The organism is Bacillus sp. KICET-1, assembly GCF_027721405.1.
Lineage (GTDB): Bacteria > Bacillota > Bacilli > Bacillales > Bacillaceae > Bacillus > Bacillus velezensis.
The window spans coordinates 2,783,402-2,798,876 of sequence record NZ_CP113515.1 but is presented as its reverse complement, the minus strand read 5'-3'; the positions used below and the strand labels follow the sequence as shown (position 1 = coordinate 2,798,876).

Below are 15,475 nucleotides of genomic sequence, written 5' to 3'. Positions count from 1 at the left end.
TCAAAATTACTGATAAAAAGCCGGCTTCACACAACGGTGAAGCCTTCCCTTTTTACACCTTTAGGATACATATGAGCCGTTTGTTTCAATCACTTTTTTATACCATTCAAATGAGTCTTTCTTAAGCCGCCTCATTGAACCGTTGCCTTCATTATCCCGATCAACATAAATCATGCCGTAGCGTTTTTTCATTTCTCCGGTTGTAAATGACACGATATCAATAATTCCCCATGGTGTATAGCCCATTACATCCACACCATCATATGTAATTGCTTTTTTCAAAGCTTTTATATGTGACGATAAATATTCAATTCTTGAAGTGTCATGAATTGAACCGTCCTCTTCTAATGTGTCAATGGCGCCAAATCCGTTTTCCACGATAAATAATGGAATCTGGTAGCGGTCGTATAAGCGGTTTAATGTGTACCGTAAACCGGTCGGGTCAATCGCCCAGCCCCAATCACTCGCTGTAATATAAGGATTTTCCACGCCGTTTGGCAATCCTCCGTTTACGACATCTCCGGTATTATCGTTTGATACATCACTTTTTACGGTTGTAGACATGTAATAGCTGAATCCGAGGTAGTCCACCCGGCCGTTTTTCAAAATCTCTTCATCACCGTCTTCAAAGTGTATCTGATAGCCTTCTCTTTCAAATTCTTTTAACGCATAGCTTGGATAATATCCGCGAACCTGCACGTCCGGGAAGAAAAAACGCTGTCTCATCGTTTCTTCAGCCAGCATCACATCATCGGGGTGAGATGAGTACGGGTAAATCGGAACATGTGATACCATCGCGCCGATCCTGAACTCGGGATTGATTTCTCTTCCCTTCGAAACAGCCAATGCGCTTGCCAGCAGTTCGTGATGGCCGGCCTGATACATGACTTCTTTTGCGTTTTCGTTTTCTTTGACGGCGACGCCCGAGTTCGTCCATAAAAAGATCGGATTATTCACATCCATCTTATTATTGATTTCGTTAAACGTCATCCAATACTTCACCTTATGTTTATAGCGTTCAAAACACACTTCAGCGAATTTCACAAAAAATCCGACTGTTTTTCTGTTTCTGAAACCGCCGTATTCCCTCGCCAAATGCAGCGGCATCTCAAAATGTGACAGCGTGATTACCGGTTCAATCCCATGTTTCAGCAATTCATCAAACACCCGGTCGTAAAAAGCCAATCCTTCCTCATTGGGCTCCGCTTCATCACCTTTAGGAAAAATTCTGCTCCAGCCGATGGACGTTCTTAAACATTTCAGACCCAGCTCGCTGAATAATGCGATGTCCTCTTTATAACGATGATAAAAATCGATCGCTTCATGATTCGGATAAAATTCCCGCTCTTCAATTGTATCTGTTATTTTCCGGGGCACACCATGCGCGCCTGCCGTCATGACGTCCACTACACTCGGCCCCTTGCCGCCTTTATTCCATCCCCCTTCAAATTGGTGGGCGGCGAGAGCGCCTCCCCATAAAAAATCTTTTGGCAATGTCCCCATCGTTTATATCCTCCTTTATTTGACTGCCGCTTGCAAGCCGAATAAATGCACTGCATCCGCTTCGATAGTGTAGAAGAATTCCTGCCTTTATTTTCATATTATACGTTTACATTATAATTGTACCGGTATAATTTATCAATGCATAAACAATTATAGTTAATTTACGAAATGGCTTTTAAAAACGATTATGCTATAATTCTGAAAGAAGCGGGACAATAAATGAATGAGGAATGTATATGTTAAAATACCAGCAAATCGCGATAGATATTGAAAAATACATAGAAGAACATCAGCTGCAGCAAGGGGATAAACTGCCTGTGCTGCAAACCTTAATGACCCGGTTTAACGTGAGCAAAAGCACGATCACCAAGTCCTTGGATTTATTAGAAAAAAAGGGGATTGTGTTTCAAGTGAGGGGAAGCGGCATTTTTGTCAGACGGAATAAAAGAAAAGGGTATATCAGTCTGCTTTCTAATCAGGGATTTAAAGAATCACTTGAAGATTTTAATGTCACTTCCAAATTATTAGCGCTGGAAGTGAGAAAACCCACGCCTGAGGCTGCCCAAAATCTGAATATGCCGCCTGACGGCGACGTGTATTATGTCAAGCGAATCCGATATATTGACGGGCTGACATTGTGTATCGAAGAGTCATTTTACAACAAATCGATTATTACGTATTTGAATAAAGAGATCGTGGCAGAATCAATATTTGATTATATTCGAGAAGGTCTCGGGTTAAAGCGCGGTTTTTCAGATTTATATCTGTACGCGGGGATGTTAAATGAGGAAGAAGCGGAGTACTTAGGTCTGTTTACAGGAGCGCCTAAGCTTTGCGTTGAAACGATTTTTCATTTAACCAACGGCCAGCCGTTTGACTACTCAAAAGTCACCTATCACTATGAGCAATCACAGTTTTTCATTCAGGCGAACAGCCACCTTTTTGAACAGGAAACGACATAAGACGGGCTTTTCGCAAACAAAAAACACCCAATGCGCGAGCGACGCATCGGGTGTTTTTTACTATTTCATATTCTTATTTAATGTTTCAACGGCTTTTTTCATTTGTGTATCGTTGTCCGCAAGCTGTTTTTGCAGATCCGTCATCAATTTTGCCGTTGTGTCTCCCGTTACAATGCCTGTTTGTTTCAGTTTCTCTTTTGCTTGGAATTGTTTAACGGCTTGTTCAAATGCTTTATCATACGTGCCGTTTACTTTCACGCTGTACCCCAGCGCTTTCATCATTTTTTGCGCATTGGTGACGGTGGCTCCGGAATCCCCGTATTTGTATGTTTTTTTCGCATCTAAATACGGCAGGTTCGCATATTCAGGAAGCTTAACCTGATATTGCGGTTTGATGCCTTTTTTATGAATCCACTCTCCGTCCGCTGTCAGCCATTTAGCGATTGTCAGTTTAACGGTAGAACCGTCGCTGTAATCTTTTGCCGTCTGCACGGTTCCTTTTCCGAACGTTTTCTCGCCGATCAGCGGAATGCCCGATGATTCATGCAGCGCAGCCGACATGATTTCCGCGGCGCTCGCGGTGCCGTCATTGACGAGGACGACTGTCGGTTTTGTCACTTTGCGCTCTTTCGTCGCTTTCATGACCTCTTTCGTGCCGTCTTTGTATTCGACCTGCATGATATTTTTCCCTTTATCGATAAACATGTTGCTCATTTTGATGGCTTCATCCATCAGTCCGCCCGGGTTGCCCCTTAAATCGAGAATGTATCCTTTCGCTCCTTGTTTTTCGAGGCTGTCAATGGCTGAATTCAGCTCTTTTGCCGTCGATTCGGAGAAGGATGTGATTTGGATTTCGCCGATGTCTCCTTTTTTCATTTCAGAGTACACCGTTTCAACCGGGATGGTGTCACGTTTGATCGACAGGTTCAGATCGCCGACACCCGCTCTGTGCAGCACGAGCTTGACGTTTGTTCCCTTTTTGCCGCGGATTAATGCGACGGCTTCGTTTACATTAAGGCCTTTAACGCTTTTGCCGTTGACCTTCAAGATCTGGTCATTCGGTTTAACCCCCGCTTTTTCCGCGGGTGACCCTTTAATCGGCGATACGATCAGGATGCTGCCGTCCTTTTCTTCCACTTGTGCGCCGATGCCTTCAAACGAAGCGGAAATTGTTTCTTCAAAAGACTTTCCTTCCTGCGGGTCCATATAAGAAGAATATGGATCATCCAGGGAACTGATCATGCCTTTTATCGCTCCGTCTACTAATTTGCTGTCATCTGTTTTTTGATAGTAATCACTTTTAATCTGCTCGTAGGCTTTATTGAATTTCTCAAATTTGCTGTTCGTCAAAGCAGCCGAGCCTTGTCCGAAAATGGTCGTATTGCCCGTGATAAACAGCGTAAGCGCCGAGGCTGCGACCGCGGTGATCAATATAATAAAAAACAGTTTAAATTGCCGCTTCAAGAAAACACCACCTTTTTATTCTTACATTATTATCATAGACGAACGCTCATTCGTCAACTTCAAACGTGAGGCGCCCTTCTTTCCCGTTTACCCAAACCTATGCTTTTCTCTCAACATATGCTGAGGAAAAAAGGAGGATTCGGCCTTTGAGCAAATATTTAGATATGCTGTCCTTATTCGGAGTCGGAGGGGCTCACCCCGGCGGACTCGCTTTTTCCAAAGCCGTTCTCACAAAAGCGGCTCCTCCTCCTGGCGAACCGATTCTTGACGCCGGCTGCGGAACGGGACAGACGGCCGCTTATCTCGGCCACCTGCTGTATCCCGTCACCTGTGTTGATAAGGACCCCCTTATGCTTGAAAAAGCAGCAAAACGATTTGCCGCTGAAGGCTTAACCATTCCGGGCTATTTGGCGGAGCTTGAGCGGCTTCCGTTTGCTGAAAATCAATTTTCCGCCGTTCTTTCCGAATCAGTTCTCACCTTTTCAAATCTTGATTCATCGCTGTCTGAAATCCTGCGGGTCCTTAAACCCGGGGGTATGCTGATCGGCATTGAAGCTGCTTTACAAAAGCCCATGCCGGAAAACGCCGTCACGCAGATAAAAGACTTCTACGGTTTTACCGTATTGCAGGATGAAACGGCATGGAAACAGAGATTGCTTCAGCAAGGCTTTCAGAAAGCGGATTTCATTCCCGCTGTCTATGAAAACAATGCGCAGGAGCCGACTACAGAAATGGATTTATCGCCCGTTATTCAGCCGGTTCACTACGATACGCTGACGGCTCATTACGAGCTTATGCAGACGTACCGTGAATATATGGGACACTGCGCTTTTGTCGCTTACAAGTAAAACGGCGATTGTCCTCCTGTTTTCGTCCAACCTTTTTACCGCACTCTATCATAAGCTGACATAGAAAGATAGGTTGGATAGGAGGAGAAAAGATGCAAAACTATTATCATCTTTGCCGGCAGCACCAGGGAAAAGTAGCAAGAATTACAGAACGAAACGGCAGAGTCCACGTCGGAAGAATCGTACGGGTGACTAACAGCAAAGTGTATATCGCCCCTGTCGGCGGCCGTCACAGAGGATACGGGTTCGGCTATTGGGGAGGCTGGGGAGGCTGGGGAGCAGCCTACGGTATCGGCCTTGGTTTAATTACCGGATTTGCGCTTGGAGGTTTACTCTTCTGGTAATAAAGAAAGCCCGCTTTCTATTTTTCAAGCGGGCTTCTTCTCATTACACTTTCTTTACTTCATTAAAATATTCTTCAAGCGTTAATTGATGGTCATGGATGGCTTTTGCCGCTTTTTTGCCTACATAGCGTAAATGCCATGGTTCATACTCATACTTTGTGACATTTTCTTTGCCTTTAGGATAGCGGATGATAAAGCCGTATTCATACGCATGGTCTTTCACCCATTTGCCGTCCGCCGTGTTTCCGAACGCTTCATTCAGCTCATATCCGTTGCTTTTGCTGGAAATGTCCATGGCAAGCCCCGTCTGGTGTTCGCTTTGCCCCGGATATGCGACGGCTTCTTTGGCCTTTTTTTCACCTTTCAGACTGACTTCATTATCGAAAATAACTTTCTGTCTGTCATAAGAGCGGTATCCTGAAACGGCAACCAGGTCATAACCTTCTTTTTTCCCGGCGCTGAATAGTTCCGCCAAAGCATCGGCGGCAGGTTTGCGGATATATCGTTTCTCGATTTTCTCAGTAAAAGAAAATTCGACTTTCGGGATCACGAGATCATTCGGTTTATAATCTCCCGGCAGCGTGTATGTCTTATTCACGAGCGCAAGTGTATTTGTCGGGTTTTGAATGGTCTCAAGCCCGTTCACTTCTTTAATATCATTAAAATATTTGCTCTCCAATACAAAATCGCTGTTTTCTGTCTTCGTTGTTTTTTTGCTTGATGTGTCATCTGATTGTTTTGTTTCAGCTGCTGTTTTTGTGTCCTTGTGGCTGTCGCCGCCTGAAATGCTGCAGCCGGTTCCCACGATTGCGGTTACGCTGAGGGCGGCAGCGAGCGAGAACCATTTAGTGGATTTCTTCATTTTACACTTACCTTTCTTTTTTTGAATCAGGGCGATGCATAAAGAAGAGGGCTGCTTTAATCAGCATAACCCTCATCTCAAGTTTACGATACAGTATGCAGCGCCAGTTTAATCATATCATGAAAAGTCGTTTGACGCTCTTCTGCCGTTGTTTCTTCTCCCGTTAATACGTGATCGCTTACAGTCAGGATAGACAGCGCTTTTTTGCCGTATTTAGCGGCAAGCGTATATAAAGCAGTCGTTTCCATCTCTACGCCGAGGACGCCGTATCTGGCAAGCTTTTCGATTTGGGAGTCTTCATTGTAAAACTGATCGGCGGTGAATACGCTTCCGACCGCTACGGGAAGATTGTTTTTTTGCGCTTCCTGGTACGCTTTATGGAGCAGTTCGAAGTCTGCGCAAGGAGCATAATCTACACTGCCGAAGGCGACACGGTTCATCTGTGAATCCGTTGAAGACGTCATAGCCAAAATCACATCACGCACCTTCACGTCATTACGGATGGCTCCGCATGAGCCGACTCTGATTAAGTTTTGAACATCATAGCTTTGAATCAGTTCATTCACATAAATAGAGATAGACGGAACACCCATGCCGGTGCCTTGGACTGATACTTTTTTACCGTTATATGTACCCGTAAATCCGTACATTCCTCTGACTTCATTATAGCATTCCACATTTTCAAGATAAGTTTCCGCAATAAATTTCGCTCGGAGCGGATCTCCCGGCAAAAGCACTGTATCCGCAATTTGGCCTTTTTCTGCGTTTATATGTACACTCATTTCCTTTTCCTCCTGCCTATTCAAACTCCCACCCATTGTACACTGAATAACGGTAAGAGACAATCATCAGCATGATCAGGGCGATCTTGGGCAGAATATGCGGGATGACAAGCCTAAAGAAAAAGGAGTGAACATAATGGGCAAAAAACAGCGCAACCGGGTGACCGGCCAGAAAAAGAACAATCATGTGCCCGTTTCAGACGTCATTGCAGCTGATGAAGCGCATGGAAAAGAGCATTCCGCCGCTAAACGGAAGCCTTAACACTGTCTTTCCCAGACAATACGGAAGCCGGCTGAAGATTCAGCCGGCCCCGTCTTACCTCGGCTGGACGAGCAGCCGGTTAATTTTGCTCCATCCCGCAGGGTTAAGCCTGTAATAGGTCTTTCCTTTTCTTCCTTCGTCTATGAGTATGACATCTCCGGTCGCTATGAATCTGGCTTGATAGTCGTTTGGGACCGTATCAGGCACATTAAAAACAGAAAATGCCCTTTCCAGTGCGTCTTGATGATTGTCAGCGGCCAGCTCTGTCCGATAGACGACCCTGTATCCCTTTTTCTCGCCGTAGCGGGGTGTTTGAAAAATCGTCACATCATAGGCGCAAGTCTTTTTTTTAAACACGGGCAGCGATAACAGCATCAAGATCCCTCCCTCTTATTTCTTAATAGTATTAGCGTTTTTTCTCATTTTTCCTGTCTCTATTTTTGTCGAAACGGATGATACTTTTCGTCAAAGAGCGCAAAAAGCGAAACGAGGCAAAGTCCGAGACTGAATCCGGCAAGGACATCCGTCGGAAAATGCGCGCCTAAATAAATTCTGCTGAGTCCGATCAGAATGACGAGAACTCCGGTAAAGACGGTGACGGCCCGTTTTCTTTTCGTAAAAAACGGAACATGCTTAATCAAAAAGTAAGCGATGACGGGATACATCACTGCCGAATTCATGGAGTGGCCGCTCGGAAAACTGTATGAGGTTTCATGGACGAGCGGTTCAAAAGCGGGTCTGGCTCTTTCAATCAATTCTTTTATTTTTATGTTTACAATCCGTTCAATGAGAAAGAGAAGCGGCAAAAAAACAACATCCGGCGTTTTTTTGTACATATACAGAGCCGCGCCTGTCAAAAGAAGAAGCGGTAAAAGCACCGCGGTCGTGCCGAGCTCCGTTATCCATAACATCAATTCATTCAGCCAGGCAGCCCTGATCCTGACAGCCGCTTCTATCACACGCTCATCAAAAGCCCGGACGGCTTCTATCCGGATCGCTGCTGCGAGCAGAATAAACAATGCGAAAAGACTTGCTGGCTTGTACAACGTTTTCCCCCCATGTTTCATTCTCCCGAGCCGATTGAAAAAACCGAAGCTTTTTCACTTCGGTTCCGCAGTTTCAGTCTTCATCAAGCTCTTCGTCTATCATACATTTTTCTAATAAATAATCAAAGGTGATGTCGGCTATTTCGAAGATTTCCTCTTCACTCGGTATGTACCCGCGCATAGCAAGCTGACTGTAAAAATAATCAGCTATTTCTTCTGTGTCAATCACAAGATCTATTTCTTTCATGCAAACACCGCCTCCTTTTTTATGTTTTATGAAAAAACCGTTCAAATTATACCCGAAAGTTCTAAACGTTTTGTCCGCTCATATACTTTTAAAAAACAAGCCCCGGAGGGAGAAAAGATGATGACGAAAATGATGGCTTTTTTGGACGGAGATGGATTTGATATCGTATTGGAAAAAGTGCTGAAAGGAATGTCGTTTGTAATCTTTGCCGGCTGTCTGCCCTGGTTTTTATATGTCACCGTCCGTTTTTTTGCCGGCTAGCTGAAATGCTCCCGCAGGCTTTCCAGCACAAAATTCATCATATCTTTATATTCTTCGTCACCGAACAAATGATAAAGAATCTTATAATCGTTATAAATATCAAGCAGCTCATCTACAATCGATACCGCCAGCACATGCAGGGTATCGGGATCATCAGCATCGCCTTCAAACTGAAGAAGAGCAGACGCGACGGTATCCTCGCCGATCTCATGAGATGCTTCCCCAACATAGTGGACAAACAGCAGCTGATGCACAAACTGATCCATTTCATATTTTCTCAGAACCAGCGTGAGATCCTCTTCCTCCGTTTCAAGCCACTCTCCGTCTTTCAGCCGAGTCAGCTCATAAATAATATCCTCCCAGCCATCCTCTAAATATCTCCATATTTCAGTTCTGTGGCCGATGACACGGAATAATTCCTTTCCGTAGTCCTTTACATATACGACGTCGCCGATCAGAAATTCATATTCAATATCCAATTTCTCCATATCGACGATCACGCCCTCATAATCTTTATAAAGCTGGATGGACGATTCAAAATAAAGCACTTCATTATGATTGACTTCGTAAAGATAATGTTTATCAATTTGATGAACCTTCGTAATGGTGCCGACGGTTCCGTACATCACGACGACCACGATGTCTCCCACTTGAAATTTCGGTTTATCTGGCTTCATGCTGTCTCCCCCTTGCCGCGGACTGTCATACGCTATCGTATGCCGGCCGCCATAATTTCGCATGGGCATGAAAACCACAGGAAATATCTATTTCTGCACCTGTTCAAAATGTCAAAAACCGCAACATGCTTGTGCGTTTTTTCACTTACCGTAACTGAAGCGTCCGATGACATTCCGCTCTCGATCGAATGAGCAGTAACAATACTGAGACAAAAAGCTTCTATTTTTTCTCTATGACGCAAAGGAAAATACCCGGCCCGAAGGCATGTTGACAATATCACCGCCGTGATGTTCAAGATTTGCCGTGAAACACATCATCGAAGGTGTATGGAGATCCAATTCCGGCTGCATATTTGCAATGGCTTGTGTATCATGAAGAACCAAACTCGTTTCGACTTTCAATGAAGCCACAGCTTCAATCCGCTTCAACCTTGTCACATAAAATCCCCTTTTCCGTCCAAACGTCAGTGCCTCATCAGCCTTACCTAATGGATCATTCGATTCCCCTCACTTCATTAAAAACATTTCTCAGTGAAGATGCTCCTTACACGGGACCCCGCCGGCAGCAGGCCTGATCCGTTGAACTCTGCAGCTATACATTCTACTGCCTTAAGATACGTGCCGTCAGGAAGATTTGTTTACGTGCTGATCAAAACGGACGGCGTTGCGGGATTTGATCATACGGCACCTCATAAGCGAGTGATTTCAACAGAAAAAAACCGCACAATGTGCGGTTTTTCGTCAGGCGTGATGGACCTCGGTCTCATATTTTTCCCAAGCTTCATCAAAGGTCGCCATCGTTTCTAAATAGTCGGCGCTCAGTTCTAAATAAGAACTGAGCTCGTGATAATCGCTTGACGTTTTCGGAAAGCCGTGATCTTCGTATGCCTGATTCGCAAACCGGCTGATTGCGTCCTGCGGTTTGGGATGCCTGTATTTCATCAAATAGTGATAAAAGGATTTCATGGGTTTCCCCTCCTGATGACTGTCTTTTGTTGTACTATTATACAATTCAAGTGTGAAATTACAACAAAAGAAGACTAGGAGAAGTCAAAATAATTCCGTTTCAAGATCCGTTCTGTCTCCATCAGCTCTTGATATGTGAGTGTTTCCGGTAATTTTTTTGCATTGACTAAAAAAAGCTGATTTTCGATTTCTGCTATGACCGCTTCCTCCTGATAAGTCATGCCGCAGGAGGAACAGGCGAATGCAGGTGTTTCTGTAATTTCTATGGCCCTCGTACCGTCAGGAAGCTCCCAGTACACAGCCGCCTGACAAGCTGACGCCTTCTGATTGCCGCACCACTCGCATGGCTTCACGGCGATTCACCTCCGACTTCCGATCCTGCTTTTTGCTCTTTCTTTTGCTGTGCAATAAATTTCTTTTCTTTCAATTCATCTCTCTTTTCCCTGCGGTCTTTCAGCGTTTCATGATCAGGGTTTGATGTAAACGTTTTCCTCCTGTCGATCCTCGATACATTTTCCGGTGTGAACGAAACCTCTTTGTCCGCGAAAATGGCGCTCAGTCCGACCGGCTCTTGTTTGGCCATCGTTCCCGGAAAAACAGATTCAAAATAGTCGTCGGCTTGATTCGGGATATAGTTTTCCGGCTCGGGATAAGATGTAATCACCCCTTCGAAGTTTCTGATCACAACTTTCTCCGGACTTTGGGAGAGCAAGTAGTTCGGCTGCAGGGCGATTTTACCGCCTCCGCCCGGGGCGTCGACGACAAAGGTCGGCACGGCAAAGCCCGTTGTGTGGCCCCTCAGTCCTTCAATGATTTCCAGCCCTTTTGACACAGGCGCTCTGAAATGGCCGATTCCCTCTGACAAATCACATTGATAAATATAATACGGACGCACGCGGATTTTCACTAAATCATGCATGAGTTTTTTCATAATCGGCACCGAATCGTTAATGCCCGCTAAAATAACGGCCTGGTTACCGACCGGAACACCTGCGTTAACGAGCTTTTCACACGCCGCAACCGATTCTTCCGTCAGTTCGATGCTCGTATTAAAATGAGTGTTCAGCCAGACCGGATGATATTTTTTCAAAATCTGACAAAGGTTATCCGTTATCCGCTGCGGAAATACGACGGGCGCTCTCGTTCCGATCCGGATAATTTCAAGGTGGGGAATGTCACGCAGGTTTTTCAAAATATATTCCAGAATCTGATCGTTGATTAAAAGCCCGTCTCCGCCGGAAATCAGGCAGTCACGGATTTCCGGCGTTTCCCGGATGTAAGCGATTGCCGCATCGAGCTGTTTTTTCGGCACCCCCATTCCGATCTGTCCGGAAAAACGCCTTCTGGTGCAGTATCGGCAATACATCGAGCATTGATTTGTCACCAGAAAAAGAACGCGGTCGGGATAGCGGTGCGTAAGACCGGGAACCGGTGAATCTTCATCTTCAAACAGCGGATCTTCAAGGTCATATTTCGTTTTGTGCATTTCTTCTGACAGCGGCACGGACTGCATGCGGATCGGACATCTCGGGTTATCGGGATCCATTAAAGAAGCATAATAAGGCGTAATGTTCAGGGGAATGGTTTTTACAGACATCCTGACGCCTTCTTCTTCCTCTTCGGTCAAATGAATGACTTTTTTCAGGTCATCGACGGTTCTTACAGTATGGGTGAGCTGCCACAGCCAATCATTCCACTTGTCTTCCGGCACATCTTTCCACAATTCAATCTCCTTCCAATGACGCTTTGGCTGAAACCATTTGTTTGTCAAACGAATTCCTCCTTATGAATGGCCAAACGTAAAGTCTTGCACCATATATTCATATTTTCGAGCCCTTCTGAAATGCGGCAGTTGTTCACAAGCCTGCCTCTGTAGCCGTATCCCGCATGGTACAAAACGGCATTCATCCCGTAAGACGCTGCACGGGCCAAGGAAAAAAGATGGATGATTCCCCGGCCCGCGAGTTCCTGCTCCAACGCTTTAAACAAGTGTGCCGTTACGGAGTTCCCCCTGTAATCTGACAGAACCGCGCAATCGGTCATTTCAGCGTGCCCCAATACCGGATTGATATCTGCGCTTGCCGCCCCAATGAGACGATCCTGATCGAATGCGGCATAATAGATGGTGTTTTCTCTCATTGTTTTTTTAATATAAAGGGGATTAAAGACAGGAGTCGGATAGGTAAGAAAAACATGTTTATATAAGTGCGTTAAACGGTCTGCATCATCTTCGTCCGCTTTTCTGAACATCAGCGTGCTTTCTGTCTGAGTCAGTCCCCGCCGCGGTGTCTCATATAAACGGTCAACAGTCGAATCTTCTGATACATATGAATCTGACCGTCTCCGTTCCTCTGATAAATAGCGCACCATCATAACAGCCTCATGCCCGTTGTAATACCCGTCTATGACACCCTCAACAATAAAAAGATGCTTGACAAATTCCGGCTCATCGCCGCGCTTAGCAAAGAAAATTACCTTTTGGGCTCCTTCTTGCTTTGCTTCTGCCAAAACGGCCGGAATAAGCGCCGTAATCTGCCCGTCATAACGAATGACTCTGAGCCGCTCATTGAAACGGTCTGCATCAATCTCAGCCGCCCCCTTTTCAGCCCTCAGTTCCTTTATCAGCTCCGTCACCCCCATCTGCCACCCCGCACCATTCCATCATAAAAAGAGAAATGATTTTGACGGCATCGATTAACGCCCGGATTTCAATGTATTCATTCGCCTGATGCGCCGCCTTGACTTCTCCCGGACCGAAGACGATGACCGGCGTCTGTCCCGCGTGCTGCAAAAGCCCTCCGTCCGTTCCCCACGGGGACGCTTCACGAACCGGTTTTGCCCCTTTCATTTTCTCAAAAGAAGATTCCAGAGCGGAAATCAGCGGATGCTCATCCGGGAGATCATTCGGAAGCCACTGAGCCCCAAACCATTCTATTTCCGCGGGGTGGTGTTTAAACCATTCATCCCGGTACTCCAAATCTTTCAGCCAGCTTGCCAGTTCTTCTTTTACTGCTTCCGGCGTTTCATTCGGCGCTATTCCGCACCTGCCTTCTATCACCACACGGTCAGCTACCGATGATGGCCACGTTCCCCCTTGGACGGTGCCGATATTAATGGGAACCGGAATCGGAACGTCCCGATAAAGCGGGTCTGTGATACGGGCGTTGCGGACGTGTTCAAGCTCTTTAAGGGCTGTGATGACATGCAGGCTTTTTTCAATGGCGCTCACCCCTTCATAGCGGGTGCCGCCGTGTGCGGACAATCCTCTTACCGTAATGCGGAACCACATAGATCCTTGCTGCTTAACAAACAGCTTTAAATTAGTCGGTTCCGGAATAAGCGCCCCGTCAGCCTTGTAGCCCCTCATAACAGCCGACAGCGTTCCCGCGCCGCCGCACTCTTCATCTACGACACTTTGAAACAGGACATCTCCTTTTAACGTAATCCCGCAGGCTTCAAGCGCTTCTAACGCAAACAAGAGGGCTGTATTGCCGCCCTTCATATCCGTTGAACCGCGGCCGTAAACTTTGCCGTCCTTTTCAACAGCGGTAAACGGTTCATACGTCCATGCGGCGGGATTTCCTTCCGGGACAACATCAATATGTCCGTTCAGTATCAGTGATCTTCCGCCCCCGGCCCCTTTCTTTATGGCTGTGATATTCGGGCTTTCATGGAAATTTTCGCGTTCCGATACAAAATAAGGATGCTCTTTCAAATGTTTGACACTCGGCTCCCATACATCAATATCCATGTCAAACTGTCTCAGTTTTTCTAAAACGACTGCCTGTGCGTTAAATTCATGGCCGAACGTGCTTTTTTCCCCGATCAGCCGTTTCAGCAAGCTTACCGCTTTTGCTGTGTTTTCTTCCGCCCACTCAGTGACTTTCTTTTCTAATTGATCCATGGACAGACCCCCTTTTAAGAAAACATTCTCCCAATCTGATTTCGGCATCCGTTGTTTGAATGACATCGTCTATGGTCGTGCCATTCAGCAGTTCCTCAAGAACAAAAGCCCCATCATCTATGCTGATGACGGCTTTCTCTGTAATGATGAGATCTGCACAGCTCGCTGCTGTAAGCGGCAACGAACAGCTTTCGACCAGCTTCGGCCGGCCTTTCTGATCGGTGTGGCTCATGACGACAACCACTTTTTTCGCGCCTTGGGCAAGCTCCATCGCCCCGCCCATTCCGGGCACTTTTTTCCCCGGCACGAGCCAATTGGCGAGATCACCTGTCCTGCTGACTTGGAGCGCGCCTAAAATGGTAATATCTATCAGCCCTTTTCTGATCATGGCAAAAGACAGAGCTGAATCAAAATAGGAAGCACCCTTAACTGTACTGACAGGAAATCCGGCCGCATTGCATAAAAGCTCATCCTCTTCTCCGCGCTCCGGACTTCCGCCGATCCCCAGGACGCCGTTTTCCGCCTGCAGCATTACCTCCATGCCGTCCGGCAGAAAATTCGGCACTAAAGAAGGAATGCCGATCCCCAAGTTGACGATCATTCCTGAGGTAACTTCACTGGCGGCCCGCCTCGCAATACTCTCTCTTCCCGCTATTCCCAAGCCCATCTCCACTTCACTCCTTCACTTTGCACGACACCCTCCACGAAAACGCCCGGCGTTACAATATGCTCGCTGTCAAGTTCGCCGGCAGGCACAATCTCTGCAGCCTCAGCAAATGTTCTTTCGGCCGCCGCAGCCATCAGAGGGTTCATGTTGCGCGCCGTTTTGTCAAACGTCAGATTCCCAAATTCATCAGCAGTATGTGCGGACACAAAAGCGAAATCAGCCGTCAGCGCTTTTTCAACTAAATAGGACTTTCCGTCAATCGTTACGGTTTCTTTGTTTTCACAAACGGTTGCGTTATCAATGCCGATATCAGTTAAAATACCGCCTAGCCCCGCTCCGCCTGCGCGAATCCGTTCAGCAAGCGTCCCTTGCGGCGAAAATTCCACCTCAAGCGCTCCGTCAGTCATTTGCCTGCCCGCGACAGGATTTGAGCCGATATGGGAAGCGATCAGCCTTTTTACCCGTTTATGAACGATAAGCGGGCCGATGCCGATTTCCGGAAATCCGGCATCATTGCAGATGACGGTCAGCTCTTTAACGCCGCTTTCCAAAATCGCTTCGATTAATGACGGAGGTGAACCCACTCCCCCAAAACCGCCGAACATGATGACAGATTCGTCCTTGACATCGGCAATTGCTTCATGAATATCGGTTTTTTTATGAAAAATAGACATATCAGC

Annotated in this window: 21 protein-coding genes; 5 read left to right on the top strand and 16 right to left on the bottom strand. The window is 46.3% G+C overall.

The window, feature by feature from the left end; translation table 11 throughout:
* Positions 1 to 60: 60 nt before the first annotated feature.
* Positions 61 to 1,503, bottom strand: coding sequence for a 6-phospho-beta-glucosidase BglA (gene bglA, locus OVA33_RS14420; protein ID WP_063636663.1), 1,443 nt, complete (start codon positions 1,501 to 1,503; stop codon positions 61 to 63).
* Between the two features lie 236 nt (positions 1,504 to 1,739).
* On the opposite strand from bglA, the gene OVA33_RS14415 reads away from it, so the two are divergent.
* Positions 1,740 to 2,465 (top strand): GntR family transcriptional regulator, encoded by a 726-nt coding sequence (locus tag OVA33_RS14415; protein ID WP_014418133.1) that lies wholly within the window; start codon positions 1,740 to 1,742, stop codon positions 2,463 to 2,465.
* Positions 2,466 to 2,525: 60 nt separating this feature from the next.
* Here OVA33_RS14415 and ctpA read toward each other — a convergent pair whose 3' ends face one another.
* Positions 2,526 to 3,929 carry a carboxy-terminal processing protease CtpA gene (gene ctpA, locus OVA33_RS14410; protein WP_017417981.1) on the bottom strand — a complete coding sequence of 468 codons (1,404 nt, stop codon included), beginning with the start codon at positions 3,927 to 3,929 and terminating at the stop codon, positions 2,526 to 2,528.
* Between the two features lie 146 nt (positions 3,930 to 4,075).
* On the opposite strand from ctpA, the gene OVA33_RS14405 reads away from it, so the two are divergent.
* Both OVA33_RS14405 and OVA33_RS14400 read left to right on the top strand, forming a co-directional pair.
* Complete coding sequence (locus OVA33_RS14405; protein WP_063636664.1) at positions 4,076 to 4,777, top strand: class I SAM-dependent methyltransferase; 702 nt, start codon at positions 4,076 to 4,078, stop codon at positions 4,775 to 4,777.
* A gap of 92 nt (positions 4,778 to 4,869) precedes the next feature.
* Entirely contained in the window at positions 4,870 to 5,121 is a 252-nt protein-coding gene (locus OVA33_RS14400; protein WP_007612011.1) for a hypothetical protein, read from the top strand.
* 43 nt (positions 5,122 to 5,164) lie between these two features.
* Here the strand turns inward: OVA33_RS14400 and OVA33_RS14395 are convergent, their stop codons facing one another.
* Positions 5,165 to 5,983, bottom strand: a complete 819-nt coding sequence (locus OVA33_RS14395) for a M15 family metallopeptidase (protein ID WP_003153703.1) — start codon at positions 5,981 to 5,983, stop codon at positions 5,165 to 5,167.
* A gap of 83 nt (positions 5,984 to 6,066) precedes the next feature.
* Complete coding sequence (gene deoD, locus OVA33_RS14390; RefSeq protein WP_003153702.1) at positions 6,067 to 6,765, bottom strand: purine-nucleoside phosphorylase; 699 nt, start codon at positions 6,763 to 6,765, stop codon at positions 6,067 to 6,069.
* Positions 6,766 to 6,901: 136 nt separating this feature from the next.
* Here deoD and OVA33_RS14385 point away from each other — a divergent pair, with 136 nt between their 5' ends.
* Positions 6,902 to 7,027, top strand: a complete 126-nt coding sequence (locus tag OVA33_RS14385; RefSeq protein ID WP_003153701.1) for a hypothetical protein — start codon at positions 6,902 to 6,904, stop codon at positions 7,025 to 7,027.
* 54 nt (positions 7,028 to 7,081) lie between these two features.
* On the opposite strand, the gene OVA33_RS14380 is transcribed toward OVA33_RS14385, so the two are convergent.
* From OVA33_RS14380 to OVA33_RS14370, 3 genes are all read right to left on the bottom strand, one after another.
* Complete coding sequence (locus tag OVA33_RS14380) at positions 7,082 to 7,402, bottom strand: YodL domain-containing protein (protein WP_003153700.1); 321 nt, start codon at positions 7,400 to 7,402, stop codon at positions 7,082 to 7,084.
* Between the two features lie 59 nt (positions 7,403 to 7,461).
* Entirely contained in the window at positions 7,462 to 8,073 is a 612-nt protein-coding gene (locus tag OVA33_RS14375; protein WP_017417984.1) for a phosphatase PAP2 family protein, read from the bottom strand.
* A 73-nt stretch (positions 8,074 to 8,146) separates the two neighbouring features.
* The gene (locus OVA33_RS14370; protein ID WP_003153696.1) at positions 8,147 to 8,320 is read right to left on the bottom strand and encodes a YozD family protein; all 174 of its coding nucleotides are present in this window, start codon (positions 8,318 to 8,320) and stop codon (positions 8,147 to 8,149) included.
* Between the two features lie 117 nt (positions 8,321 to 8,437).
* On the opposite strand from OVA33_RS14370, the gene OVA33_RS14365 reads away from it, so the two are divergent.
* The gene (locus tag OVA33_RS14365) at positions 8,438 to 8,581 is read left to right on the top strand and encodes a hypothetical protein (RefSeq protein WP_014418137.1); all 144 of its coding nucleotides are present in this window, start codon (positions 8,438 to 8,440) and stop codon (positions 8,579 to 8,581) included.
* Here the strand turns inward: OVA33_RS14365 and OVA33_RS14360 are convergent.
* The 9 genes from OVA33_RS14360 to OVA33_RS14320 all read right to left on the bottom strand — a co-directional run bounded on the left by OVA33_RS14360 (position 8,578) and on the right by OVA33_RS14320 (position 15,469).
* A complete protein-coding gene (locus OVA33_RS14360; protein WP_014418138.1) occupies positions 8,578 to 9,258 on the bottom strand; it encodes a hypothetical protein in 681 nt (226 codons plus the stop codon). The genes OVA33_RS14365 and OVA33_RS14360 overlap by 4 nt on opposite strands.
* 231 nt (positions 9,259 to 9,489) lie before the next feature.
* Positions 9,490 to 9,696, bottom strand: coding sequence for a VOC family protein (locus OVA33_RS14355; protein ID WP_063636665.1), 207 nt, complete (start codon positions 9,694 to 9,696; stop codon positions 9,490 to 9,492).
* A 303-nt stretch (positions 9,697 to 9,999) separates the two neighbouring features.
* Complete coding sequence (locus OVA33_RS14350) at positions 10,000 to 10,224, bottom strand: YozE family protein (protein WP_003153684.1); 225 nt, start codon at positions 10,222 to 10,224, stop codon at positions 10,000 to 10,002.
* A 74-nt stretch (positions 10,225 to 10,298) separates the two neighbouring features.
* Positions 10,299 to 10,577: a YokU family protein gene (locus OVA33_RS14345; protein WP_012117773.1), complete on the bottom strand. Its 279-nt coding sequence runs from the start codon at positions 10,575 to 10,577 to the stop codon at positions 10,299 to 10,301.
* Positions 10,574 to 11,995 (bottom strand): lysine 2,3-aminomutase, encoded by a 1,422-nt coding sequence (gene ablA / locus OVA33_RS14340; RefSeq protein ID WP_022553216.1) that lies wholly within the window; start codon positions 11,993 to 11,995, stop codon positions 10,574 to 10,576. The genes OVA33_RS14345 and ablA overlap by 4 nt, the downstream gene beginning before the upstream one ends.
* On the bottom strand, positions 11,992 to 12,864 hold the full coding sequence (gene ablB, locus OVA33_RS14335; RefSeq protein ID WP_038458796.1) for a putative beta-lysine N-acetyltransferase: 873 nt from the start codon (positions 12,862 to 12,864) through the stop codon (positions 11,992 to 11,994). The genes ablA and ablB overlap by 4 nt, the downstream gene beginning before the upstream one ends.
* The gene (locus tag OVA33_RS14330; RefSeq protein WP_065180609.1) at positions 12,827 to 14,128 is read right to left on the bottom strand and encodes a peptidase; all 1,302 of its coding nucleotides are present in this window, start codon (positions 14,126 to 14,128) and stop codon (positions 12,827 to 12,829) included. The genes ablB and OVA33_RS14330 overlap by 38 nt, the downstream gene beginning before the upstream one ends.
* Positions 14,100 to 14,795 (bottom strand): 3-oxoacid CoA-transferase subunit B, encoded by a 696-nt coding sequence (locus tag OVA33_RS14325; protein ID WP_017417987.1) that lies wholly within the window; start codon positions 14,793 to 14,795, stop codon positions 14,100 to 14,102. Before OVA33_RS14325 ends, OVA33_RS14330 begins: the two co-directional genes overlap by 29 nt.
* Complete coding sequence (locus OVA33_RS14320) at positions 14,780 to 15,469, bottom strand: CoA transferase subunit A (protein ID WP_017417988.1); 690 nt, start codon at positions 15,467 to 15,469, stop codon at positions 14,780 to 14,782. Before OVA33_RS14320 ends, OVA33_RS14325 begins: the two co-directional genes overlap by 16 nt.
* Positions 15,470 to 15,475: the final 6 nt, after the last annotated feature.